Origin of the sequence: Paraburkholderia sp. UCT2 (assembly GCF_014397665.1) — a bacterium.
GTDB classification, from domain to species: domain Bacteria; phylum Pseudomonadota; class Gammaproteobacteria; order Burkholderiales; family Burkholderiaceae; genus Paraburkholderia; species Paraburkholderia tuberum.
In genome coordinates this window covers 1-24,382 of sequence record NZ_VZQO01000034.1, presented here as the reverse complement: position 1 = coordinate 24,382, position 24,382 = coordinate 1, and the positions used below count along the sequence as shown (strand labels likewise).

Annotated in this window: 16 protein-coding genes; 2 read left to right on the top strand and 14 right to left on the bottom strand. The window is 61.9% G+C overall.

Annotation, left to right across the window (positions count from 1 at the left end):
- Nucleotides 1-145: 145 nt before the first annotated feature.
- The 8 genes from F6X39_RS24820 to F6X39_RS24785 all read right to left on the bottom strand — a co-directional run bounded on the left by F6X39_RS24820 (nucleotide 146) and on the right by F6X39_RS24785 (nucleotide 12,397).
- Nucleotides 146-811, bottom strand: a complete 666-nt coding sequence (locus tag F6X39_RS24820; RefSeq protein WP_187618517.1) for a TetR/AcrR family transcriptional regulator — start codon at nucleotides 809-811, stop codon at nucleotides 146-148.
- 415 nt (nucleotides 812-1,226) lie between these two features.
- Nucleotides 1,227-2,090 (bottom strand): 4Fe-4S dicluster domain-containing protein, encoded by an 864-nt coding sequence (locus F6X39_RS24815; RefSeq protein WP_187618516.1) that lies wholly within the window; start codon nucleotides 2,088-2,090, stop codon nucleotides 1,227-1,229.
- Nucleotides 2,091-2,100: 10 nt separating this feature from the next.
- On the bottom strand, nucleotides 2,101-5,079 hold the full coding sequence (locus F6X39_RS24810; RefSeq protein ID WP_187618515.1) for a molybdopterin-dependent oxidoreductase: 2,979 nt from the start codon (nucleotides 5,077-5,079) through the stop codon (nucleotides 2,101-2,103).
- A gap of 145 nt (nucleotides 5,080-5,224) precedes the next feature.
- Nucleotides 5,225-5,947, bottom strand: a complete 723-nt coding sequence (locus F6X39_RS24805; protein ID WP_187618514.1) for an OmpW/AlkL family protein — start codon at nucleotides 5,945-5,947, stop codon at nucleotides 5,225-5,227.
- Between the two features lie 695 nt (nucleotides 5,948-6,642).
- A complete protein-coding gene (locus F6X39_RS24800; RefSeq protein WP_187618513.1) occupies nucleotides 6,643-8,619 on the bottom strand; it encodes an acyl-CoA synthetase in 1,977 nt (658 codons plus the stop codon).
- On the bottom strand, nucleotides 8,616-9,572 hold the full coding sequence (locus tag F6X39_RS24795) for a fumarylacetoacetate hydrolase family protein (RefSeq protein WP_187618512.1): 957 nt from the start codon (nucleotides 9,570-9,572) through the stop codon (nucleotides 8,616-8,618). Before F6X39_RS24795 ends, F6X39_RS24800 begins: the two co-directional genes overlap by 4 nt.
- A gap of 35 nt (nucleotides 9,573-9,607) precedes the next feature.
- Nucleotides 9,608-10,678, bottom strand: coding sequence for a VOC family protein (locus F6X39_RS24790; RefSeq protein ID WP_187618511.1), 1,071 nt, complete (start codon nucleotides 10,676-10,678; stop codon nucleotides 9,608-9,610).
- Nucleotides 10,679-10,735: 57 nt separating this feature from the next.
- A complete protein-coding gene (locus tag F6X39_RS24785) occupies nucleotides 10,736-12,397 on the bottom strand; it encodes an FAD-dependent monooxygenase (protein WP_316251720.1) in 1,662 nt (553 codons plus the stop codon).
- Between the two features lie 142 nt (nucleotides 12,398-12,539).
- On the opposite strand from F6X39_RS24785, the gene F6X39_RS37660 reads away from it, so the two are divergent.
- Nucleotides 12,540-13,283 (top strand): TetR/AcrR family transcriptional regulator, encoded by a 744-nt coding sequence (locus F6X39_RS37660; protein ID WP_187618510.1) that lies wholly within the window; start codon nucleotides 12,540-12,542, stop codon nucleotides 13,281-13,283.
- A 171-nt stretch (nucleotides 13,284-13,454) separates the two neighbouring features.
- Here the strand turns inward: F6X39_RS37660 and F6X39_RS24775 are convergent, their stop codons facing one another.
- The 6 genes from F6X39_RS24775 to F6X39_RS24750 form a co-directional block, all read right to left on the bottom strand.
- A complete protein-coding gene (locus F6X39_RS24775) occupies nucleotides 13,455-14,090 on the bottom strand; it encodes a membrane integrity-associated transporter subunit PqiC (protein ID WP_222945303.1) in 636 nt (211 codons plus the stop codon).
- Between the two features lie 50 nt (nucleotides 14,091-14,140).
- Nucleotides 14,141-15,736, bottom strand: a complete 1,596-nt coding sequence (locus tag F6X39_RS24770; RefSeq protein ID WP_187618508.1) for an intermembrane transport protein PqiB — start codon at nucleotides 15,734-15,736, stop codon at nucleotides 14,141-14,143.
- Between the two features lie 67 nt (nucleotides 15,737-15,803).
- Complete coding sequence (locus F6X39_RS24765) at nucleotides 15,804-17,144, bottom strand: paraquat-inducible protein A (RefSeq protein ID WP_187618507.1); 1,341 nt, start codon at nucleotides 17,142-17,144, stop codon at nucleotides 15,804-15,806.
- Between the two features lie 182 nt (nucleotides 17,145-17,326).
- Complete coding sequence (locus F6X39_RS24760) at nucleotides 17,327-18,790, bottom strand: efflux transporter outer membrane subunit (protein ID WP_187618556.1); 1,464 nt, start codon at nucleotides 18,788-18,790, stop codon at nucleotides 17,327-17,329.
- Between the two features lie 2 nt (nucleotides 18,791-18,792).
- Complete coding sequence (locus tag F6X39_RS24755) at nucleotides 18,793-21,966, bottom strand: efflux RND transporter permease subunit (protein ID WP_187618506.1); 3,174 nt, start codon at nucleotides 21,964-21,966, stop codon at nucleotides 18,793-18,795.
- Nucleotides 21,963-23,051: an efflux RND transporter periplasmic adaptor subunit gene (locus tag F6X39_RS24750; RefSeq protein ID WP_187618555.1), complete on the bottom strand. Its 1,089-nt coding sequence runs from the start codon at nucleotides 23,049-23,051 to the stop codon at nucleotides 21,963-21,965. The genes F6X39_RS24755 and F6X39_RS24750 overlap by 4 nt, the downstream gene beginning before the upstream one ends.
- Before the next feature lie 503 nt (nucleotides 23,052-23,554).
- Between F6X39_RS24750 and F6X39_RS24745 the strand changes: the two genes are divergently transcribed.
- The gene (locus tag F6X39_RS24745; RefSeq protein WP_187618505.1) at nucleotides 23,555-24,310 is read left to right on the top strand and encodes a TetR/AcrR family transcriptional regulator; all 756 of its coding nucleotides are present in this window, start codon (nucleotides 23,555-23,557) and stop codon (nucleotides 24,308-24,310) included.
- Nucleotides 24,311-24,382 lie beyond the last annotated feature (72 nt).

Here is a 24,382-nt window from a genome sequence, read left to right as displayed (position 1 = left end):
TGTCGATGCCTCCGACTGATGCCCGCGGTAACTTATCGAGCGGTTGCGTCGCCTTGGCGACAGCTCCGCGCCGCCATGCCGCGTTCACTCGGAAGGGGCTGCCGCGGGAATTGGGCTGTGCCAGTCCATTCAGTCATATGAGTCGCTATGGTGCGCCCATGGGTACGTCCGGGCGATGATTGTCGTAGACTGTTTCTTCCGGCTGTCGCGACAACACGCACGAAAAAAATCCGGCAAGCACTGTCTGAAGCACCTTGTCGCTCACCGTTTGCGGACTGCACATCCTGAAGAACTGCACGCCCTCGCACAGGCTCACCAGGCCAACCGCGAGAGCCTCGGCCTGCAGGGGCAACGGCCTGCCGTTGCGCTCCGAAAGCATGAAGATGTGCGCGCTGATCTGTTCCAGCTTCTCCTGCCGGAAGGCGTTAATGCGCTCCCGAAACGGGGTGTCCCGGCACGCGAGCAACTGGGCCTCGACCCAAAGTGGAAAGCAATCGTGTTCAACAAAAGATTGGCTGTAGTACGCGATGGCGCGGTCCTTCATTTCATCGGGCGTGCCGCCCTTCTCCATCATCGCCAGGAGATTCGTCCGCGCCCTATCGTCGTCGCGGCGCAACAAGCTGATCAGCAGATCCGGCTTGCCGCCGAAGTTTGAGTAGAACGCGCCGCGCGTATAGCCAGCCGCCTCAGCGATGTCCTCCACGCTTGTCGCGGCGAATCCCTTTTTAACGAACATCTTCCGCGCAGCCTCAAGCAGGCATTCGCGCGTCTGCTCTCTGCGCTGTGCCCGTGTCAGGCGTTCCCGCTTCATGGCATAAAGTACCGGTCAGGCCGACATCTGCGGTGCCGCCAGATCGGCATGCCTGTCAGATGACGGGTTTCGCAATGATCCGTCGACGCCCGATCAGGCCGCCTCGTTGTTTAAGTGACATTAGACTCATATCTGATTTTGTTGTCAATAAAGTCAACGAAATCTGGCACACGTGAGAGGAAATCGGAACCGTCATACCGCGCACTGGTATTCCGGACCAAGGCATCCAGACGCCCTTCGGAAAAGCGCAGAGGCGCGCTTCGCGAGGACGTCGTGAGCTTCCTTCGTCCGGTTGGAAGATCTTCGGGCGATAGCGTGCGGCCTTGAGTCGGCCGGCGACTGCATACGTCGCCCATCCTGAAGCGTGAGCGGTCCGCCCGTCTCATGCCAAGCAGCTTCGTTGCGGTGCCCATGATCACGCGACTTCCATACCGTTTGTCGACTGTGCGAGGCTGAGCTCCCCAAGGTAAACGCTTTCGCCCAATTCGCATTTGCGCCAGGCGCTGCCGAGGGCATGACGTATTTCGACCCTGTAAAGACCGCTTCCCTTGGTGAGACCACCGAAGCGGAAATCGCCGAAGCCGTCAGAGACAGTCTCCGCCACCTTCTGATTGCCGAGGTAAAGGGCTACGACCGCATCCGTGACGCACTCGACGACATCTCCCATCCGCGCGCTGACGCTTCCGCCGATGAAGCAGGTTTCCCAGCGCTCGAGGTCGCTGTACCACACGCGCGGTTTCGTGCCCAGGTTAGGCCGCAAGACCTTGAGCCCCTCGCGCTGGGCCTTCTCGGCCATCGCCGCGTCATCGAGCTTGACCGTCTCGAAGACGTCGGTGGGGCACGACTGCTGGCAACGCGGCTGCGGCCAGCCCTGGTCGAGTAGATGGGCATCGAAAATCCAGGTCTGCGGCAGTTGCAGCTCATCGTTCCAGACGATCGCCTTGTACGGGCAGGACTTCACGATGTCCTTCCGGCCCCGAGCCTTGTCCGGATCGATGATGACGACGCCGTCGGCGCGCTTGCGAATGGCGTCGCCGCCCACCCGCATGCAAGGCGCTTCGTCGCAGTGGTTGCACAAGACCGGCAGATACGTGGTCTCGACCATATGCGAGTCGCCCTGGACGCGGCGCAGGATCCGGATGGGGCTGTCGGCGTTGGCGGCGGCGGGCGCGGCATAACCGGGGAAGTCATTGCCGACGTGCTCGTCCCGCGCGGCGATCACGCAGTTCTGGCAGTTCTCGCAACGCCCCACTTTGATAATCAGGTTCCACTTGCTCATTCGAAATTCCTCACGCGGCGCGACCGAGCATGAATGCTTCGGTGCCTAGCCACTTCTCGACCTGCACCAGGCAGGAATTTGGGCTCATGCTGCTCGTGCCGGCGGTTTGAGGCCGGTCAGGGGTGAGCATGTTCATGCAACCGCCAATCTCGACGCACTCGCCGTCTATTTCGACCAGCTGAAATTCGGCGCTCGCCTCATACGACTTGACCACTCCCGCGCTAACCAGCGGCGAGACGTCGGCTGCGCAAATCACTGCGCCGCGGTCGTTGTACACCTTGACGAGGTCGCGATGGGCAATGCCTCGAATGGCCGCGTCGGCCGGACCTAGCCTCAGCAGCCAGAAGCGATGGCCACCAATCAGCGCGCGATGGTCATCGATGCTGTTGACCGAGGAGTTCTTGCCATCACAATGGGTATGGAAGCTGTAACGGCTGTGAGTGGCGATCAACTGCAGCGGATAACGCTGAGCCAGGTCCGAGCGCAGCCCCTCCCAGGACGGGATGTATCGGTTGAGCGGTGGTCGCTCGGGATTGTCCGCAGTGTGCCGCTTCAGCAACTCGGGCACGAACTCCAGCTTGCCGCTCGGCGTCTGCAGGCCCATGCCGAATTTTTCGGCGAACTGCGACGGCAGCGGATGGGGTTCCTGCAGGTCCTTGCGCCGTCCCTCCGCGAACCAGCGCATGTCCACCGGATGGCGCAATTCGGGCTTCTCGGGCGGCACGACGAAATAGCCCTTGCGGCAGAACTCGCGCCACGAAATGCGATCGGGCAGATCCGACGAGTCGAAGACCCGCCTGACCCAGTCCAGTTCGCTGCATCCCTCGGTGAACACCCCGCCAAGGCCCAGCCGGGTCAGGATGGCAGTGAAGATGTCGTAGTCGGAACGGGACTCGCCCAAAGGCTCGATGCACTTGTGCTGCAGCGTCATCACGCGATGATTGACCGTGCTAAACCCATGGTGGGCGTAGCCGCCTGAATTCGCCCATTCGCCGATGTCCCAGCGCTCCAGCGCGGTGCACGCAGGCAGGATGATGTCGGCGAACTGGGCCTCGCCCTCCATCCAGATCGACTGGTTGACCACGAACTCGATGCTCGGGTGCCGGTAGGCTTCAGCCCAGCGTCCGGAATTCGTCACCGTGCTGAAGGCGGACCCGCCGTAGCGGTAGATCATGTGGATCGGCGAATATCCGGGCATGGGATAGCTGAACGGCGCGAACTGGGCTTCCTGGGACATGCCGTCCCAGAGGTAGCCCGTCGCATGGCCGTTGATGATGGCGTCGGGCAATTGCTGCCGCGGGACCATTTGCTTGACCGGATTCATGGACAGAATGTGCGGCATGCGCTGGTAATTGTTCACCGCATTGGCGGTCCACGCCAGGTCGCCGGATATGCCGCCGTCGGCGTAGCCGGGGAAATAGAAATGGAGGTCGTGGGGCACGCCGGCCTCAAGGCAGCCGAAATTGACCCCCGGCTTACCCCAGCCCTGCATCGCCATCATCATGATCATGCAGCGCGCCCATTGCGCTCCGGTCGCACCGCGGCCCGCGCCGCCGAATCCCGCGCCGGTCATCCCGACCGCGAGATGGACCTTCCTGTTCCCCCATCGGCGCGCAAGCGCACGGACATCCTTCGCGGGCACGCCGGTTTCGCCCTCCTGCCACTCGGGCGTCTTGGGAACGCCGTCGGATTCGCCCAGAAGATAGGCCCTCCACTCGTCGAAACCGGTCGTGCGGGTGGCGATGTAATCCTCGTCGTATAAGCCCTCCATGGCCCATACGTACATGATGGCGGTGGCGAGAGCAGCATCGGTTTGCGGTCGGACCGGAATCCAGCGCCCGCCCAGCAACTGCGCGGTGGGGTTGCAGTGTGGGTCGATATGAACGAACTCAATGCCGAGTTCCTTGGCCCACAGGCGCCGCGGAGTCCCCTCGAATCCCGCATAGGCCCCGTTGGTACTTTCGGGGTCGCAGGACCAGAACACGATCATGTCGGCTTCCTTCAGGCAATCCTCGACGCCACCATAGCCGGATGGCACGCCGACGCGCATCGAGTTGCCGAAATGATGCATGGCACCCCAGTACCAGCCTTCCCAGCTATCCGGATTGGCCGCGACCCGGGTAAAGCCGATCAGGTTGGCAAAGCGCGTCAGCGCGCTGAGGTAGTAACCCACGTTGCCCCACTGGTGATGGGACGACATCGGGAAGGTGATGGAACCGGGACCGTGAACGCGCTTCTGCCGGTTGATTTCCCTGGCGACAATGTCCAGGGCCTCGTCCCAACTGATACGCACATAGGCGGATTTGCCCCGGTTCTGGGGATTGCGTTCGCCGTCAGGGTCGAAGTCGACCCGCTTCATCGGGTGAAGGATGCGTTTGTCGGAATAGACCAGCGACTTGAGCGTCAACGCGTGGGGCGCGACCAGGCCACGCCGTGGCGGGCTGAAACGGCGGCCGCGCGCCTCGATCACATAACTTGGCGCATCCGTGCTGTCCAGCTCGATGGGCGTCACCCGAACGACGCGGCCATCCTTGACGTAGACGAACAGAGGCCCGCCGTTGGTGCAGGTGGTGTAGCGGCGGGTGCCGTCGCGCAAAGGCGTGCCCATCGGCAGGCCGACGGTCCGCATCATGCTCAGGGTCTGCATTAGCCAAACCAACAGTTCGTCCTCGCCCTCGGTGACCACCTTGAAGTTCTTGGCAGCGTGGATGATTTCGCCTTGGTCCGGATTGGGAGAAAAGAACTTCAGGGCGGTGGCGACATCCTTGAAGACCATGCTCACGTCGGGCCGCGGTTGCCTGCCGGCGCTGGACCGAACACGTCCGTTCTTTAACCTGATGACGCGACCGATGCTTTGATCCGCAAGTCCGATCCAGGCGACGAGATCGCGCTCCTTCAGGCGATCACGATAAGCGGGAAAGCGGCGTGCCGTCAGGTCAAGAACCTTGGGCAAAGCAAAAAGAATAGTCTTGAGGACCTGTCGTTTCATTATTCGATCCAAAGGGAAGCGGGGTGCGCTAGCGGTGGCATGACGTCGCGGACCGCAGCCAGGCCCGGGGCGCGAAAAATAACGTAGTCGATGTCTTCGATGGGCATTCAAATCTCTCGATCGGTGCATTAACGAGTGGTACGCGCTAGAACGTGTAGGCGACGTTCAGGAAGACGCTCAGGGGATCGAGCCGGAGCGTCGATTTGGAAACGATCTGAGTTCCGGTCGCGGTGTGTCCGTCTAACGTAAGGTTGGTCTTCACCGGCATATAGTTCACAGAGGTTCCGACAGACCAGTGTTTTGTAATGGCGTAACTTGCCCCGATCTCGAATACCGGATTCCACGATGAACTGAGTGTTGCGTGTGCCGAACCGCCTGGACCAACGCTATCAGTGACAAACTGGCTATTGGTTGTCCGAACCTGGGTGAACCACGTATAGTTCACACCCAAACCGATGAATGGACGCAATTTCGAGCCGGCTGAAAACAGGTGGTATCGAAGTTCGATGGCGGGCGGCATAGGCCTCGTCGAGCCGAGGTTGCCATACTTCTCCAGCGTCCCATCGCCAATCAGATTTACTGTCAATGGCAGTCCCAGAAGCATAGCGACGCCAATGTTGTCCGTGACGTAGTACTCGGTGGTAATTCCCACCGTATCCGTTGACGTCGCATGCGCCCCGCTACCGGCTAGCTGGCGATTCACCGTTTCGCCGCCAATACTCTCCACGGTGAGTGGCGTTGCGTCGCCCTGTGGCGCGATGTGAAGCCATCCTGTGGACAGCGTAATGCTTCCCGCCGACTGGGCGTTTGCATTGTCGGTAAGCGCAGCCGAGCAAAGGCAAGCCGCCATACCGGCAGAGCTGATCATTCGTCGGTAATTCCTCACGTGTCTTCTCCTGTCTCGTTGCCCGGGCATTTTTGTGAACCCGTGGTGCTTCCTGTGGAACCGATGCGGCGCTCCGTCTGGGGTCGTTGCGTCGTTCCTCATAGGCTTCGACCGCTTATCAGGTCCGCCGGTTATGTCTGATTAGGTAGTTTGACTAAATGACATGAAACAGGCACGAGTGTTTAGAACACCGCTACTGCCTCGTACACGTTATGTGGAAATACGCTTTCGCGTAATCCTTACCATCCTTTCTATTCTTCGTACCTCCTGGTGTCGATAATTTAATCCGTCCAATTATTCGTTCTCTGCCTTTGGAATAATTGCTGATACAGCATGCCTCCATCGCCCTGCACGCTAGTAAGCGCGCATCGCCAAACGTTCAGTCTCGGGCGGGAATACGCACCACGCACCGTCGCGGTGCCGGTAGAAAAATAATCCAACCGGGTAATCCGAACCGCACTCGCCGATATTGGCCCGAGCCATTTTTCAACAAGCGAACGCAAGGAACTTTCTGAAGCAGTATTCATCCTCTTTCCTCTAAACCGACGCGAGCGTTTAACTCATGACACTGGCGTTTGAAACGCCGCATCGAGCCGCGTGCGCGTGACTGAACGCCCCCGCTGATGTCAGGCTCCTATCACCTTGGCCTGCTGTGCGTCTCTATCACCGCTGGTACATCAACATTGCTCTTTCCGTGATGGCCTCGCGGCAACCGAAAGCGAAAATGCGAACGGAAAGCGCCCGAGCGCGGAAGTCGCCAATTCTTCGAGCGCGGGGTCGGGAAGTTCGACGTGAAGCGAAAGCCCGCGCGAGGTATCTTCAATGATCCTAACGGTTGCTCCCTCGACGCCAGCCTCCACGAGTGCCGACTGTAACGCGTCTACCGTTTCGCGCTGTTTCAGCGCCGGCTTGAAAATCTTGCCCACGCCTGTCAACGGCATCGCATCCAGGATTCTGATCCGTTTAGGCAGTGCCGCGCGCTCGCCTATCTCGAGTCGCACGAACTCGGCGAGTTCGTCCTCAGTCGCGGTTGCACCCGGTTTGAGCTGGACATAGGCAATCGGCAACTCCCCGGCGTGTGCATCGGGACGACCGACCGCCGCCGCGATGTTGACGGCGGGATGGCGATAGAGCGGTTCCTCGATCGCTGCCGGATCGATGTTGTGACCGCCACGAATGATCACTTCCTTTTTGCGACCAGTAAGCCAGAAATAACCATCGACATCGCATCGACCGAGGTCGCCGGTATTGAGCCAGCACCTGCCATCGCCGAGGTCCAGCCAGAGCCCCTTGTTCTGCTCGGGCACGATATACCCGAGGAAAATGTTCGGGCCGGAAATAGTCAGCAGGCCGACCTCATCGATCTCGCAGTCCCGTACATATCGCCCGTCAGCGTCGACGATGACGGCTTTCATCGCCTGGCCCGGAATGCGGAGCCCGATTGAGCCCAGCCTGCGCTCCCCCAGCGGCGGGTTGGCGCTGCTCACGCAGGTCCCCTCGGTCAGGCCATAGCCCTCGAGAATCCGGATGCGCGTCCTTTCCTGAAAGGTCCGGAGAACTTCGACCGGCATGGGAGCCGCACCGCACAGTCCGTACTCCAGCGAACTCACATCGTACTCGCCGACAGGAATATCGAGTAACGCCGCATAAAGCGTCGGGACACCGCTGAAGAAATTGATGCGGTGATGCTCGACGATTTCCCAGAAACGTTTGACAACGCCATCTCCGCGATAGCCTTGTGGCGTGCCGAGCACGACCTGGGCGCCTTTGGAAAAAGGCAGGAGACCCGTTGCCATGACCGCATTCACGTGGAAGAGCGGCAGTCCGCAGAAAAGCGTCTTGCCTGGCCCGACGCTGTCGCCGAAGAATTGACCCGTGCTCCAGGCATTAGCCACCTCATTGCCGTGGCGGCGCATCGCAATTTTCGGCAGGCCGGTCGTCCCGCCCGTACAGAAGTACGACGACACGTCGTCGGCGCCAAAGTGCCGCGCGCCTTGAAGTATCGTTCCCGACTCCTGCGCGATGGCAACGCCGAAGTCGTGGATCTCGATATGCGCAGGAACCGCGCCCCGCACGCCGCCCTCGCCGTGCAGCCTTGAACACTCGTTACGCTGCAGCATCCGCGTCGCGGACTGTTTTGAACCCGTCACACGTTCGGCCAGATTCACGAGCACCAGATTCTTCAGCGAAGAAACCTTGTGCAGCACCGCTTGTACCTTTTGCCAAAGATCAGTTCCGGGAAACGGCGCCAGCGTTACCAGCACGCTGGCGCCTGCAGCGTTGAGGAGTTGGCCGATGGCTTCCTGCTCGAGCAATGGATTGATCGCGCAGACAATTCCGGCGGCCTCCCCACCCCAGATCACGAAGTGCGTTTCAGGGAGGTTGGGCAGAACATATGCGACGACTGAGTCGCGTTGTACTCCGAGGCGCGAAAACATGTTCGCGGTGCGCGTGATATCTCGGACGAGTTCGCTATACGTCCAGCACTCGGCGTTCCGATAGTCGTCGGCCGTTGCAAAGAACGAAAGTGCCGGTGCCGATGGATTAATCGCCGCGCCCCGGCAGATCATCTCGTAGGTGCTCGACGGGAGATCCGCCGGCAGCCCTTGCGTTTCGATGGCAAGGACTTCGTCTACGTTTGCGATGCCGTTCATGCTGCCTCTTCCACAACGACGTTATGCTGCACGCCCAGATCGATCGAGCGATCGTGGCTGACGATATGCGCCTCCACGACGTCCCCCACCTTCAGGTACTGCGGCCTGTCCGCCTGCATCTTCAGGAAAAGACGCCATTTTTCCGCTTCAGGCAGCTGCGCCGCGGCGCGTTGCTTTTCGGGCGATGGAATGCTCAGCGCACAGCCAGATGGCGTGCCCGTCGCGAGCAGGTCACCGATGCGCAGATCATGCACGCCGGAAAGCTCCGTCAAGGTCTCTGCCGGTCCATGGACGAGACCCGCAGTCGTGTCATTCTGGCGGACGGTTCCATTGACCGTCAGTGTCAGCACGAGCTCCTTCAACTTCGGAATATCATGTTTCTCAAGGAGGCAAAGGTAAGGGCCGACAGGGCCAAACGTGCGGTAGCTCTTGCCCTTGTAGAACTGCATCTGCGGAATCTGGATATCGCGCGCGGAGTAGTCGTTGACGATCACGGCACCAGCAATGTAGTCATGCAGGTTCTCGTCGGTGACCGTTTCGCGGGAGGTGACGTCGCGTTTGAGCACAAGACCGAGTTCGATCTCGTAGTCGAGGAACTGCACCTCCCTGGGCTTCACGAGGGGCGAGTCGGCAGGAACGATGCAGCTCGTCGCCTTCGTGAAGATCATGTTGAATTTCTTCACGTCCGGGTCCACGCCCGAGTCGATCATATGCTGGCGATAATTCGCGCCCTGGCAGATGAACTGCTGGTTGGCCGTCACGGGCGACAGCCATTGCACATCCGATTCGGGAATCGGAGAACCGTCCAGTACCGCCAGCCGTTCGACGGGGTTGGCTTCGATAAACTCGGCGGTCGACTTGAATTCGCCATGAATCGGCGTGATGGCGCCATTAGCGACTACGCCCCACTGGGCGCGGCCATCATGAAGGTAATGCAGAACGTGAAGTGCCATTTATCGATCTCCGGATTCTATGAAAGTGGGGTGGTTCAGGCGAAAAGCTTCGCCAACGTGCGCAGCTTGCTCAACGTCAGGTCGGGGCTGCGGCGCAGGTTTCTGAAAAGTCCCACGACGCTCGCGGGTGTGAACCTGGGCTTCGTGAAGCTGCGTGGCATCGTCGGTCCCCATTGGGCCATCGCCTCGCGGCTCACCGCATGGACACCCGTCGGCGCGTCCGCCGTAAAGAGGTCGCCGTCGCAATAGTGCTCGTGCTTGTCGCCCCATGGGTCTTGCCAGTAATCGAAGATCTGGCTGCCCAGCTTATGCCGACCGATCCCCCACGCGTGCGTCCAACCTTCGTCGCGCAGAATGCGTTGGCCCATGCCAATCGCGTCGGCGTCAACGACTTCGTACGCGCTATGGCTGTAGGTGGGCACGAAGCCTTGTGCAAGCGCGAGCGTATGGTGATCGGCTGGCTTGTCGCCGAGATCGAGCCGCATGAACGCGACGGCGGGCGAACCATCGGGAAGCACCTGCACATCGCTGGGGATGAAGCCGAAATGCCGCGTATACCACGCGCAGGTTTCCTGATAGTCAACGAGTTCGAGCACGACGTGTCCGAGCCGGATAATTTCCGGTGCGCCTTCGGGCGGTCGCTGCGTGCCGTTGATCCGGACCGTCGCATCCACGGAGTTGAACGGCAAGGGTGGCCGATGAAACAACGTCGAAGCTGGCTGCTGGCCCCATATCGCGTCGACGCGAAAGCCTGAAGGATCGGTCAGCCGTACCGTATAGCCGCCGCCGGGCAGGGGCGAGCGTTCGACGTCCGAGGCGCCCGGCAGTTTTGCAAGTGCATCAAGCTCGGCCCTGTTGTCGACCTGTAGCCCAAAACCAACGAACCGGGATTTCGAGGCCTTCCGGACGACATAGCAGAAGTGTGAAGCACCCGTTCCCCGCAGCAGCAGGAGCGATTCATCGCGCGATACCGTTCGGAGCCCGAAGTCACTGAGAAATTGCTCGGCTTTCTCGAGATCTGGCCGGTCGAATATCAGATAGGCCAATGCCGACGCTTTCGTCGTAGGATCGGGGTGACGGGCTGGTTGTACAGTGGTCAGGTTCATGGCGATAAGAGATCACACGGTGTGAATGGGGTTTCGAGACGGCATGCGGCTTCGCGATCACTGCATGACCCAGCAGTGCTGACCTAGCAAGGAAAGACTCTCGCGCACGAGCCGCGACGCATCGGTCGCCGGGCCATCGTGAACGACGGTCTTGTCGGGCCGCACCACGGCGGCCCAACCAACCGGTACGAGACGCGGAAGGAACACACCGTCGAGGTCCTCCCAGCTGTCATGCCGGGCGAGATGCGGCCGCTCTCCACGGTGTGCGATCTGCACAGTGCTTCCGCCGGCACGCGCGAAGGCTGCTGCCTCAGAAGAATCAAGCGAGGCTCGGGCATCTGTGCCAAATCCAATCAGCACCAGGCCCTGCCCGAACACCTCGTCGCTCGGACGCGCCTTGCCATCCGAACCACGTACCCGCCCCTGCCCAATGACTGCGCCGCGCACAAGCTTCGTCGGCGAGCGGCCTTTGACAAACACACCTCTTCTAGTTGTTTTTTTCGGCTGGATCTGCGATTCCTCGGGCTGCGCACGCAGCGGGAGCACCGGCGGCGAGAATTGCATTAGCCCATGAGGCCACAAGGCAATGCCGCCATTGCGCGGCGTGACGAGCTTTCTCATGAACCTTGCGAGCTTTGTTATCGCCTTCTCGTGGGGCCGCCTCTCCTCGTCGTAAGTGTCGAGAATGCGTGAATCCGCTCGCCCCTGCACCACCCATGCAAGCTTCCAGCACAGGTTGGCGGCATCTCGCAGTCCCGCGGCCAACCCTCGGCCGACGGATGGAGGCCTAATGTGCGCGGCGTCGCCCGCGAAGAAGACACGCCCCCGGCTGAATGCACTAAGGGTTCGCGTTCGGCAGCGATACACCGCCTTGCGCTCGATCATCGTGTCGTTCGGGTTGCCCGATGGAGCGACCGTCTCGCGTATGCGGACCTCGGCTTTCATGTTCTCGTGGCGCTCGTCCGGCCGCAGCATGAACTTCCAGCGCTCGCGCCCGCTGAGCCCGACCATGCACCGGTTTGGCCGACGGTGATCGGAGATGAACTCGATATCATCGGCTGGGCGCGAAAGATGCCGCGCAGCGGCAACGAGCCATTTCTCGGCAAATGTCTTACCCCAGAAGTGCGGCCCGATAGTCTGCCGAACCAGTGAATACGCCCCGTCTGCACCGACCACGTAGCGCGCCCGGACGATGTGAGGGCGGCCGTGATCAAGCTCCAGCGACGCGAGCACATGGTCGCCTTCTTCCGTGAAGCTGCCCAGTTCGACACCTGGCGCGATATGCACACAGTCGTATTTCTCGAGCCGGGCCCGCAGGCACCGCTCGAGTTCGTGCTGGTACAACGTGACGGGCTTCGGATAGCCAGCCAGGCGGCTCGCCGAACTGATTTGGCCGACCTGCCCCAGCATGGGCGTTCTCATCCGCACATATGGAATGGTGCTGGTCTCGAAATCGTGCTCCCCAATGCCCGCAAGCTGAAGGATGCGCAGCGCGTCGTTATCCAGCTCGATTGCCTGGCGCGCGATGGAAACCTCGGTTGACTTGTCGACAATCAATACATGCACGCCGTAGCGCGCCAGTAGATTGGCAATCGTTGCACTGACAGGTCCGCAACCCACCAGTAAGACGTCAACCACCGACGGTAATGCGCCAATCGGCGGACGAACCTGTTCATTCCGGCTCCACGGCGCGGCGCCGTCCTTTGCTGCTGTCTCCACAGTCACTCCAGATGTTGTCTGTTGTACTTGTATGTAAGGCCGGCCTTCGGGTCGCCTTTAATGACATTAAAGTCATTCCTGAGCGTTTTGTCAACCTAGACATTACGATCTATACTTAGGCATAACCAAGCTTGGATCCATCATGCCGAACACTACAAAGCGTCCTACCCGCGCGGCGCCAGTCGCCCCGGTTGCCGTTCCCGAACAACGCGAGCCGCGCGGTGCGCGTCGCAAGCGCGAGACGCGTGCCCGTCTGCTCGACGCCGCCCTCAGGCTGATGGCCGAAAAAGGCATGGAGGGCGTAGCGATCAATGAAATCACCGAAGCCGCTGATGTCGGCTTTGGCTCGTTCTACAACCACTTTGAATCGAAGGAGGCGATTTACGCGACGCTTGTCGACGAGGTGTTCGAGGATTTCGCTAACATGATGGATCGCCTCGCCGCTGGCCTTTCCGACCCGGCCGAGGTGATCGCTGTCGCCGTGCGTCATACGGTCCTGCGTGCGCAGCAAGACCCCGTGTGGGGACGTTTCCTGGTACGTGAAGGGTTTATTCCGACGCATGCGATGAGCCGCGGACTGGGCCAGCGGCTGCTTCGCGACATTGTGAATGGCATTGCCGCGAAGCGCTTTGTGGTCGCCGACCCGTTCATCGGATTTCTTGCGGTAGCCGGTACGGTCCTCTGTGCAATCGCCGCCGAGCTGAACTTCGTCGCACCGGGCGCGCCCGCGGCAAGCGTACTCAAGGAGCTTGGCTTTAGCGGGGAGCACTTCCCTGAGCGTACTGCAGCAATGCTGCTGCAGACACTCGGACTCAAGCGCGCGGAGGCGGAGAAGATTGCAGCGCGTCCGCTGCCGGTCGTGGAGGAGACTGTCGACGCCAATTGAATCAAGAGGTCCGGCGCCATCGGTCTGATCGGCCTGAAGTCAGCCGGGTGCGGCCCGGCGGAGAAGCCCGGTCGGGCCGCTAGCGATTAAACTCAATCACCTGCTAAAGCCTCGACGCTAGCAATCAGCTCGCGCTCCTTGTCGGCGTGACGCACCAATTCCTGTATCGGTTCAGCCTGCTAGAGTCGGGCATGACAACGCCGAACTTCTCGTACTCGCAGGCATGCGCGCCGGTGCAACGGCGGACACGAACGGCGCCGCCGAAAATTCCCGGACGACTTCGCCAATTTGAGTGCCTATCCTTCTCACTGCGACTCGATGGCCGTTGACGAGTGCATCGTAGCCGGCCGATACGGGCTGGCTGACTATGCTGCGGCAGGTCAATGTTCGTGAGTCGTTCGACTTGCGTACACTCCAGGTGACGTCAAGCAGCGCGTGTGAGCCCGGCCACGATTCAAAACGCTGCACGTCGACGGAGACCTGATACGTGCGAGCGTCCTCGGCGTGACCAGGCTGGTACGTGTCGGGGCCGCCCGCCTGTCGAGTCGCGGCCGCGAGCAGCGCATTGCGGATCTCGTCTGCAAGCGGCGATGCCCAGCGCTCGTTTTCCAGAATCCTGACGCGCGCCGCATCGACCTGTACGACGAGCTGGCTCCTTGCGACTGAAACCGGCACCTTCACTGTGCGCATGTCGATCCGGAAGGCCGGACTGACCGTAACGTTTGCACGCGTCGGTTCGCTGTCAGTGCCGAGTGTGTAGAAGCGGGCCGGCGGGGAAGCACAGGCGCTCAGCGCGGCCAGACCCATGACGGTCGCAATACGGGCGATCGCGCGCCGCGCGCGGGATTGGATCAGTTTCACCGTTGGTCTCCTTTCTTGCCGAACAGGAGCGCCTGGGGATGACGTTCCAGATAATCGGCGAGCGCATTGAGGGATTGCAGGGTGCGTGTCATTTCCTGCATCGCATCCTGGATGTCCGACTGCAGGGGCGCGGTCTGCCGGAGCGTCGTTTCGGCGGTACTGAAGGTTTTCTGCGCGGCCGCCAGCGTGTCGCGGGCTTGCGGAACGACCTCTGTGTCCATGTGCCCGAACAGCTTGTTGGCGTTTTCAAGTGCGCCGTTAAGATTGGCTCCGATCTTGTCGAACGGCACCTGATTCAGCTTCCTCGCAATATCGGCAATCTGCACCTGAAGTTCGTCAAGGGTGTTAGGCACAGTCGGCAGTTCAATAGGATTGCGATGAACATCGACGCTCGCCCGAGGCGCTTTCGGAAACATGTCGAGCGCCACGAATAGCTGGCCTGTCAGCAGGTTGCCGGTTCGCAACTGACCGCGCATTCCCTCCATGACGAGGTTTTCCAGCAACTCATGACCACCCTGCGAGTTCGGAGCCGGTAGCGCTTCGTTGGAGCGCCGGCTGAGCCGGTCGGGATACAGCGCCATCGATACCTTCATGCTGAAACTCTTCTCCTTTTCGTTATATTCGATACCGATGTCCGTCACCTGCCCCAGCGCGATGCCTCGAAGGTCGACGGGAGCGCCGACAGACAGGCCGCGCAGCGACTGGTTGAACCGCATCACGACATTGAGCGGCGCGCCATCGGGCTCGCGCATCGCGTCCGACTCGTCCGATGCGAGTCGGAACACGGCCTTCTCAGCGGCCGGTTGTCCGGCGTCCTGACCCGGCGGCGACTGGAACGCGAGGCCTCCGACGACCACCGTGGCCAGAGATTGTGTATTGAGCTTCAATCCGTTCGAATCCAGACGGAGGTCGACACCGCTTGCGTGCCACCACCGTGTATTGGTGCCGACATACTGGTCAAACGGCGCATTGACGAAAACATTGACGATGACGCCGGTGCCATTCGGATCCAGCGAGAAGCCGACCACCTGGCCTACCCGGACGCGATGGTAGAAGATCGGCGCGCCGATATCGACGGACCCCAATGAGTCGCCTCTTAGCGTGTATTGATGTCCCGGCTGCCCGGACGTGACGATCGGCGGACTTTCGAGGCCGACAAATGCGGTTTGCCTTTCCGAAGACTGCCCGACGTCGACACCGATATACGCGCCGGAGAGCAGCGTACCGAGGCCCGAGATGCCGTTAGCGCCCACGCGCGGGCGAACCACCCAGAAGCGCGTGCCGCGGCTTGCGAATTTTTCTGCCTGTTTGGTCAGCTCGATCGTGACGATGACGTGCTGCAGGTCCTTTGACAGCGCGACCGCCTGTACCGAACCGATCTCCACGTCCTTGTATTTGACCTTCGTTTTGCCCGCCTCCATGCCCTCAGCGTTGCTGAACGTGACCGTCACTGTCGGTCCCTTGTCGGTGACGGATTTGACTACCAGCGCCACACCGATCAGCGCACAGATGAGCGGCACTAACCAGATGAGGGAGGGAATCCAGCGTTTTCGCGGCTTGATGTCAGGTCTGGGTGGCGTGGGAAGATGCATCGCTCGGAGAGTAGTACGCAAATATGAGGTTATTTAGGAGTGCGGACGCCGCTAGAACGGTATTCGTTCATCGCCGTGAACCACGCGCTGGCCCGCAGCGGACGTCGTCCCAGATCAGCCGCGGATCGAATTGATGCGACGCGAGCATGGTGAGAATCACCACCGCGCCGAAAGCCAGCGCGCCCGGACCGGCAGTGACAACCGCAAACGAACCGAAATGCACCAGCGCGACCGTCAGGGCGACAACGAAGATATCGAGCATCGACCACCGGCCCACGCACTCGACGAGCCGATGCAGCCTCGCGCGTTCGAGCGGCTGCCAGTCCGGACTGCGACGGGCCGCTACGATCTGCAGCGTGAGAATGGCGAGTTTGAGCATCGGCACCACGACGCTGGCTACGAACACGACGACGGCGAGTGGCCAGTCGCCTGAAGTCCAGAAGTACGCCACGCCGCCGAGGATCGTGTCGTCCTCCGAGTGCCCGAGGGATGACGCGTGCATGATCGGCAACAGATTCGCGGGTATGTAGGCGAGCGCGGCGGCAAGAACCAGACTCGACGTGCGCGTCACGCTATCGGGATGGCGCGTGTGCAGCACCGATTCGCACCGCGAGCAGCGCTGCTCTGACGACGCCGCGATGTGCTTCTGCACCAGTCCACAGGTATGACAGGCTATGAGCCCGGCGCTGCGCGCCGTCATATGCGCCGCCGGCGCGGGCTTCAGGCCGAAGAACGTCGCGGCACGCGGGGCGCACCTGCGCTTCACTCTGGTCCAGCGGATCTCAGCGGGTTGTCGAAACTTTATTTCGTCCCGCGTCGACCAGAGCACGCGCGGATCGAAAGTGGCGAGAAACGCCAACATCAACGTGAGTGCACCGAATGCAAACAGTCCTGGCCCAGGGATCACCTGCGCCATGCTGACCATTTTCACGATCGTGATGACCACGCCGAGCATGAACACTTCGATCATGCCCCATGGACGGATGAGTTGCACGACGCGAAGCATTCGATTGAAATGACGTACTACCTTGCCAAGGCGCAGCGGAACGAGGACATAGAGAAGGGCGAGGAGTTCGATCAGCGGAAACAGGATCGCCGAGCAGAAGACCATCGTTGCGACGATGCGCATGTGGCCCGTCCACAACGAGCGCACCGCGCCGAATAGCGTCGCCTCCGACGTCATACCGTTGGTCTGCAGTTGTATAACCGGGAAAGCCTGCGCAATACAGAATGTGATCAAAGCTGCAACGGTGAGCGCACCAATCCGGTCGAGCGGCACGCCCGCTCCCTGCGTTCCTTCCAGGCCCGCACGGCAGCGCGAGCAGCTCGCAGTCTGCCCGCCCCGCAGCAGCGGCTTGCGAAACAGCAGATCGCACTCATGACAGGCGATCAGTTTCTTATATTCCATACAGGGAACTGGACAACCTGAAGTTCTGGCGCGTTCGATGCACGTGAAGTCCGGCTTGACCTTCCCGTGCGTGGGCGCATTCTTATTTCGGATAGGAAACGACTGCTCCGATACCCGCCGGTACAGTCGGGGAAGAGCGGCCTGATCGGCAGGTCGCTCTTCCCGTCTTCATCGACACGCGATCATTGCGACGACGCTGTTTGCGGCTGGCCCGGCGGCAGTTCGCCCATCGCCTGGAACAGTGCGACGGTATCGTTCATGCGCTGGCTTGCCGCGCGCACGGCGCCGATCTGTGCGTTGAGAAAGCGCTGCTCGCTGGCATACTGTGCCGTTGACGGCAGCGAACCCATGCGGCGGCGCGACGCGGTATCGTCGAATCCCGCCTGCGCTGCCTGTGCCGCTGCTTCAGTCGACGCGAGTGTCTGTGCGTCGTTATCCAGCGCGGCAAGCGAATCCGCGACATTCTGGAACGCCGACAGAACGGTGGACTTGTAGTTCAGCACCGCCGCATCGTAAGCATCGATCGACGCCTTGCGGTGCGCGAACAGCGCGCCGCCATGGAAGATCGGTTGCGACAGGCTCGCACCAATGGCCCAGAGTCCGCCCGCTCCCGAGAGCACCGCGGGCCAGCTAAAGCCGCCGCGGCCCATCGAGGCCGTCAGCGACAGGCTCGGAAAGAGCTGCGCGGTCGCAGCGCCGACATCGGCGGCAGCGGCCTTCACGGCGGCGTCGGCTGCCTGTACGTCGGGACGCGAACGCAGCAGGTCCGACGGCACCACGACGGGCACGTGTTCGGGCAACGTCAGGCTGTCGAGATCGGGAACGGCCGGGGCGTTGTCCGGCGTGCGCCCCATCAGCACCGCGAGCGCATGGATGGCTGTGGCGCGCTGCTGGCGTAACGCAGGAAGACTCGCCGCAGCCGAAGCCGCATCCTGCGTCGACGCAAGCGCCTGCGCACGCGAGACCGAGCCGAGCGCGTAGCGGTGCTGGTCCTCGTCCGCGGCCGTCCTGGCCACGGCAACGAGCCGTTCGGTGAGCGCGATCTGGCGATCGAGTGCCGCCACGCTGATCGTCGTACCGACGATGTTTGCCGCCAGCGCGCGCCGCGCCGCCTCCAGTTGATACGCCTGCACGTCTACGCGAGCGGCGCTGGCCGCATTCGCCGAACGCGTCGCACCGAACAGGTCAAAGGTGTAGGACGCGAGAACCTGTCCGGCAAAAAAGTTATATCGCACCTCGCTGGGACCAATGCCGGGCACAAGCGGTGAACGCCCGCGATCGACTTGTGCGGCACCATCGATTGAAGGCAGCGTCGATGCGCCGACCTGGGCGCGCAACTCATGCTGCGCGGCTGCGAGCGTCCGCTGCGCAGCCCCGAGCGTGGGGCTGTTGCGCAAGCCTTCCTCGACCAGTGCACTCAGCGCGTCCGACCGGTAAAGCTGCCACCATTGCGGAACGCCCACTGCGCCGATATCGAACTGCTGCGCCACGCCGCCCGCTGCGACGGTCTTCGCCGGCTGTGCCTCGGCACCGTAGTGCGCAGGCGAAGGCATCGCCGGGGGTGCGCCGTTCGGGCCGAACGTGCAGGCCGTCAGTGCGATGGCCACAGCCACGGCCATCACGGATGTCTTGTAGGCGAAGCTCATCATCAAACCTCCATCTGCTCGGCGACGACCGGTTGCGTTCCGCGCTCGTCGTGCCGGACCCTGAAGCACGCCGCGTACAGCGCGGGCAGGAAGAACACGGTCAGTACCGTCGCAATCGTGATACCGCCCATCAGTGCGGTCGCCATCGGACCGAAGAAGCCCGAGCGCAGCAGCGGAATCAGCGCGAGGACGGCGGCGGCGGCAGTCAGCATGATCGGCCTGAAACGCCTTATCGTTGCGCCGATAATCGCGTCGAAGCGCGGCTGCCCTGCCGCGATATCCTGATCGATCTGGTCGACCAGAATCACGGAGTTGCGCATGATGATGCCGAACATGGCAATCACGCCCAGCAGCGCGACGAAGCCGAAGGGCTTGCCGAACAGCAGCAGCGCGGCCACGACGCCAATCAGACCGAGCGGCGCCGTCAGCACGACGATGAAGGTCCGCGCGAAGTTCTTGAGCTGGATCATCAGCAACAGCAGCACGGCGATGATCATCAACGGCATTTCGGCATTGATCGACGTCTGGCCCTTCACGCTTTCTTCGACCGCGCCGCCCACCTGAATGCGATAGCCGACCGGCAGCCTGGCGGTTTCCGCCGCGAGCGCACGTTCGATGTCGTGGGTCACGTCGATGCCCTGCGCGTCGCCGCGCACGTCCGCCTGCACCGTGATGGTCGGCTGACGGTCGCGTTGCCAGATGACGCCGTACTCGAGCGTATTGCGCACGTGTCCGAGCGAACCGAGCGGCACCGGGCCGTGGGGCGTCGGAATCGCGAGACTGGTCAGCTGCGCCGGATTGACACGTTCGCTCTTGGGCGCACGCAGATCGACGTTGATCAGCTTGTCGCGCTCGCGGTACTGCGTCACCGTGTAGCCCGATAGCGTCATCGCGAGGAAGTTCGACACGTCTTCCGACGTGACGCCAAGCTGGCGCGCGCGGTTCTGATCGATCTCGAACGAGATCGAGCGCTCCGCCGGCTCGTCCCAGTCGAACTGGACGTTGCGCGTGCGGGGATCGGCGCGGACCTTGTCCGATACCGTCTGCGCAATCGATCGGACGGTCGCGATATCGTCGCCGCTCACGCGGAATTTGATCGGGAAGCCGACCGGCGGACCATTCTCGAGCCGGGAGACGCGCGCTCGCACGCCGGAGAAATCCTTCTCGAGTTTGCCGTCGAGCCAACGCATCAGTTCCTCGCGGTTTTCCACGCTTTTTGCGGTAATCACGAACTGCGCGAAATTCGGCTGTTGAAGCTGCTGGTCGAGCGTCAGGTAAAAACGCGGCGCGCCGGTGCCGACGAAGTCGACGAAGTGGTCGATCTCGGCTTTGCCGTCGAGCACCTTTTCCAGGCGCTTCGCTTCACGCAGCGTCGCTTCGAACGAGGCGCCTTCCGGCAATCGCAGATCGACCAGCAGTTCCGGCCGTTCCGAGTTCGGGAAGAACTGCTGCGGCACGCGCGTGAAGGCCAGCATGGAAATCGCGAAAAGCACGACGGTGACGCCGAGCACGACCCATCGACGCTCGACGCACCACCCAACCCATCCCGACAGGTGCCGGTAGAAGCCGGTGTTGCCGATTTCATGCGGATCATGGTGTGCACCGCCGGGTTGAGGTTTGCGTTCCGGCAGCAGGTGATAACCCAGCAACGGCACCAGCACGACTGCCGCGAACCACGAAACGATCAGCGCGATGGCCGACACTTCGAAGATCGAACGCGTGTATTCGCCCGTGCTCGATTTGGCGAGCGCAATCGGCAGGAAGCCGCATACGGTGACGAGCGTGCCTGTGAGCATCGGAAATGCCGTGCTGGTATACGCGAACGCTGCCGAGCGCGCCCGGCTCCAGCCCTGTTCCAGCTTCACCGCCATCATTTCGACGGCGATGATCGCGTCGTCGACGAGCAGGCCTAGCGCGAGCACGAGCGTACCGAGCGAAACCTTGTCCAACCCGATATTGAACATGTGCATGCAAAGCGCCGTCACCGCCAGCACGATCGGAATCGTGATCACTACGACCATTCCCGTGCGCAGGCCGAGCGAGACGAGGCTCACGACCAGCACGATCGCCACCGCTTCGCCCACCGATTTCACGAACTCGTCCACCGAGTGCTTGACCGCGTGCGGCATGCTCGAAACCGCCGCGAGTTTCAGACCCGCCGGCAGCGTGGCCTGCAGTTCGGCGGCTTTTGCGTCGAGCGCCTTGCCGAGGTCGATCACGTCGCCGCCCTTTTGCATCGTCACGCCGATGCCGAGCACCGCCTGGCCGCCGACGCGCATCTGGGTCGCCGGCGGGTCGTCATAACCGCGCGTGACCTTCGCGATGTCGCCCAGCCGGAACGTGCGCTTGTTGATGGTGATCAGCATGTCGGAGAGCGCCTGCACATCCTTGAGCGCGCCGCTCGGCCGCACGAACACGCGGTCGTCCGCGGTCGTGATGGTGCCGACGGGCGCCACGGCATTCTGTGCGTCGATCGCCTGCGCGAGCTGTTGCGGCGTGATCGAAAGCCGCGTGAGCTGCGCATTCGATATCTCGACGAAGATGTGCTGATCGGGGTCGCCAAAATAGTCGACCTTCGCCACACCGGGTATGCGCAGCAGGACTGTGCGCAGCTTGTCAGCGTAGTCGTGCAGTTGCGCCGGCGAAAAGCCGTCGCCTTCAAGCGCATAGATGTTGGTGTAGACGTCACCGAATTCGTCGTTGAAAAACGGACCGACGGTTCCCTTCGGCAGCGTCGCGGCAATGTCGCCGACCTTCTTGCGCACCTGATACCAGGTTTCCGGCACTTCCTTGACGGGCGCGGAGTCCTTCATGGCGAAGAAGATCATCGACTCGCCAGGCCGCGAGTAGCTCTTGATGTTGTCGATGTTCGGCGCGGCCTGTAGCTGGCGGCCGATCCGGTCCGTGATCTGTTCCTGCACCTCGCGCGCACTCGCACCGGGCCAATAGGTCTTGATCACCATCGTGCGGAAGGTGAACGGCGGGTCCTCCGACTGAGCGAGTTTCGTATAACCGATCACGCCGAAAAGCGTGACGAGCCCGATCAGAAAGATCACGAGCTGCTGATGACGCAGCGCCCAGGAGGAAAGATTGAAGCCGCCTTCGCCAGATTTGTCTGCCCCGGAAGACGGGACAGGCGCGCTCTCGCGCACGGGTTCTTGGTCACGGGAGTTCATGACGGGAAATCCTCCCGATGCAGGGGCGCCACCACCTGCACGTGCTGGCCCGTGCTAACGGCGTGTACGCCCTGCACCACGACGCGGTCGCCGTCGCGGAGGCCCGATGCGATGGAGACCGTGCGCTCGTCGTATCGCTGCACCGTCACAGGACGCAGCTCGAGTGTGTCGGTGCCGGTACGCACCACCCAGACAGCAGGGTTCTCGCCCTGATGAAAGAGCGCCGTCACCGGCACAGTGAACGGCTGTGCGCCCGACGCGTCACCGACGGCATCGAACGCAACGGTGGCCGTCATGCCGAGGCGCACTGCAGGGCTGGGCGCGTTCAGGGTGAGCTTGACGCGCCAGGTGCGGCTTTGCGGATCAGCGCTAGGCGACACCTCGCGCACGCGGGCCTCGAAGGTCTTGCCGGGTAGCGCCGGCAGCGTTACGCGCGCCATGCTGCCGACTGTCAGCGAGCTCAGCGTGCGCTCGGGCGCGTCGCAGACGATGTCTACGTCGCCCGTCCAGTCGAGGTGATAGATGGATTGGGTTGCCTGAACGTTCTGGCCCGTGTCGGCGTCCTCCGAGGTAATCACGCCGTCGTGGTCCGCTGTCAGCGTCGCATAGCGCAGATTGTCCGAGGCGAGCGCCATCTGGGCGCGTGCCGAGTCGCGCTGCGCAACAGCGGATGCGTATGCGTCCTGCGTCTGTTCGAGCTGCGCCGGTGCAATCAGGTTTGCCTGCGCCTGCGCCTGATCGCGATCGAGCTGCTGCTTCGCGTAGACGAACCGGTGTTCGGCGGCATCGAGCTGCGCTCGCGCGTTGGCCAGGTTACTGCGCAGATCGGTCGGGTCGAGCAGCGCAACAACCTGTCCCGCCTTGACGGCGTCGCCGAGGCGAGCGCGCCGTTCGATGATCTTGCCGCCCACTCTGAACGAAAGCGCCGTGGAGTAGCGCGCCTGCACCTGAGCCGGCAGCGACGCACTTGCCGTGCGCCCGTCAGCGTGGACGGCCAGGGCGACCACGGGCTTCGGCTCTGGAGCGGCGGCTTCGCGCTGGTGGCATGCCGCGAGCATGACCGCGCAGCAAGCCGCAAGCACCATGCGTGCGCACTGCGGAGATTGGACGAGGGAAGGTAAGAAGCGACGCGCAGGCGCCTGCGCGATAGGGCCGGAATGTTTCACGATGTTCACAAGACGGGTGATAACCCTGGTAAGAAAGTTTCCCGATGCCGTGCAAACCCGAGTGCCAGCAAGCACGGTTCGCTATCAGCGCGGACGCATAAAACAAGCTTCGTTGATACGTTAGTCCTACTTATCGACGTGCATGTCGGCACTTGCCATCTCGATGTGCCTCCACGCAACCAGTACGTGGGGCAGCGCCCGTTCATGCCTACCGCCCGGTGATCTGCGGGTCTGTCAGTTCCGGCCGAGGACTTGAGATCGACCGCTAACGGAATTTTTTCGCTCCGTCGGCATCGTTGGGTCCTTCGTACGTCCGGTTGTCGGCGGCTCGGATGAGATTAGACCCAATACTGAGCATATTGTCAACTATGACATAAAAATCTAGAATCCAGACATCGAATAACCACGACTACGGAGCCGACATGCCACAAGCCCCCAATCCGCGCGCGAGCCGCGGACGCTCTCTCAAGGCGCCAAGTGCGTCCCGCGACGCGATCAATCGAAGCTATCCGCGCGGTGCCCGTCGCAAACGCGAGACGCGCGCGCGCCTGCTCGACGCTGCGCTGAAACTGGTGGCGGCCAAGGGTTTGAGCTCCGTCACGATTAACGAAATCACCGAGGCAGCCGACGTCGGGTTCGGCTCCTTCTATAACCACTTCGAATCCAAGGAAGGCATCTTCACGGCGCTCATCGAATGGCTGTTCGAGGAATTTGCGGATACGCTCGATCGCCTCGCCGCGGGGTTGTCCGATCCAGCGGAAGTGATCGCCGTCTCAGTCCGTCACACGCTCCTGCGGGCCTACCGCGAGCCAGTTTGGGGGCAACTTCTCATTCGCGAAGGTTTGTCGCCGCGCCTGCTCAGCAGGGGTCTCGGCCTGCGCCTGCTGCGCGATAGCGAGAAGGGCATTTCAGAAAGGCGCTTTGTGATCGCGGACCGGTTCATGTCCGTTATCACCGTGATTGGCACGGTGCTCGCGGGAATTGCCGCCGAACTGCAACTGGCCATCTCATCGAAGCGGACCGTTCGTGCGCGAAAGGTGCTTCGCTCGAAGGAGGAGAAGTTTGCCCAGCGAACCGCCGCCATTGTGTTGCAGGCGTTCGGTCTCACACGTGTAGAGGCCGAGCGGATTGCGCGACGTCCACTGCCCACCGTTCCCGATGCGCCGACCTTGCCGTGACAGTGCAACTAGCGCGGCGTTTCCGCGCCATCGCAGGTGCGGCCGCCCGGTGCGATGTCGGATTGGTGGGTG

What these genes read in the sequence shown, in the direction of transcription:
- F6X39_RS24770 (WP_187618508.1), bottom strand. Translation starts at nt 15,736, where the DNA reads ATGCATCTTCCCACGCCACCCAGACCTGACATCAAGCCGCGAAAACGC.
- F6X39_RS24755 (WP_187618506.1), bottom strand. Translation starts at nt 21,966, where the DNA reads ATGAACTCCCGTGACCAAGAACCCGTGCGCGAGAGCGCGCCTGTCCCG.
- F6X39_RS24800 (WP_187618513.1), bottom strand. Translation starts at nt 8,619, where the DNA reads ATGAACGGCATCGCAAACGTAGACGAAGTCCTTGCCATCGAAACGCAA.
- F6X39_RS24745 (WP_187618505.1), top strand. Translation starts at nt 23,555, where the DNA reads ATGCCACAAGCCCCCAATCCGCGCGCGAGCCGCGGACGCTCTCTCAAG.
- F6X39_RS24760 (WP_187618556.1), bottom strand. Translation starts at nt 18,790, where the DNA reads ATGAGCTTCGCCTACAAGACATCCGTGATGGCCGTGGCTGTGGCCATC.
- F6X39_RS24815 (WP_187618516.1), bottom strand. Translation starts at nt 2,090, where the DNA reads ATGAGCAAGTGGAACCTGATTATCAAAGTGGGGCGTTGCGAGAACTGC.
- F6X39_RS24765 (WP_187618507.1), bottom strand. Translation starts at nt 17,144, where the DNA reads ATGGAATATAAGAAACTGATCGCCTGTCATGAGTGCGATCTGCTGTTT.
- F6X39_RS24820 (WP_187618517.1), bottom strand. Translation starts at nt 811, where the DNA reads ATGAAGCGGGAACGCCTGACACGGGCACAGCGCAGAGAGCAGACGCGC.
- F6X39_RS37660 (WP_187618510.1), top strand. Translation starts at nt 12,540, where the DNA reads ATGCCGAACACTACAAAGCGTCCTACCCGCGCGGCGCCAGTCGCCCCG.
- F6X39_RS24810 (WP_187618515.1), bottom strand. Translation starts at nt 5,079, where the DNA reads ATGAAACGACAGGTCCTCAAGACTATTCTTTTTGCTTTGCCCAAGGTT.
- F6X39_RS24790 (WP_187618511.1), bottom strand. Translation starts at nt 10,678, where the DNA reads ATGAACCTGACCACTGTACAACCAGCCCGTCACCCCGATCCTACGACG.
- F6X39_RS24795 (WP_187618512.1), bottom strand. Translation starts at nt 9,572, where the DNA reads ATGGCACTTCACGTTCTGCATTACCTTCATGATGGCCGCGCCCAGTGG.
- F6X39_RS24750 (WP_187618555.1), bottom strand. Translation starts at nt 23,051, where the DNA reads ATGGTGCTTGCGGCTTGCTGCGCGGTCATGCTCGCGGCATGCCACCAG.
- F6X39_RS24805 (WP_187618514.1), bottom strand. Translation starts at nt 5,947, where the DNA reads ATGATCAGCTCTGCCGGTATGGCGGCTTGCCTTTGCTCGGCTGCGCTT.
- F6X39_RS24775 (WP_222945303.1), bottom strand. Translation starts at nt 14,090, where the DNA reads ATGGGTCTGGCCGCGCTGAGCGCCTGTGCTTCCCCGCCGGCCCGCTTC.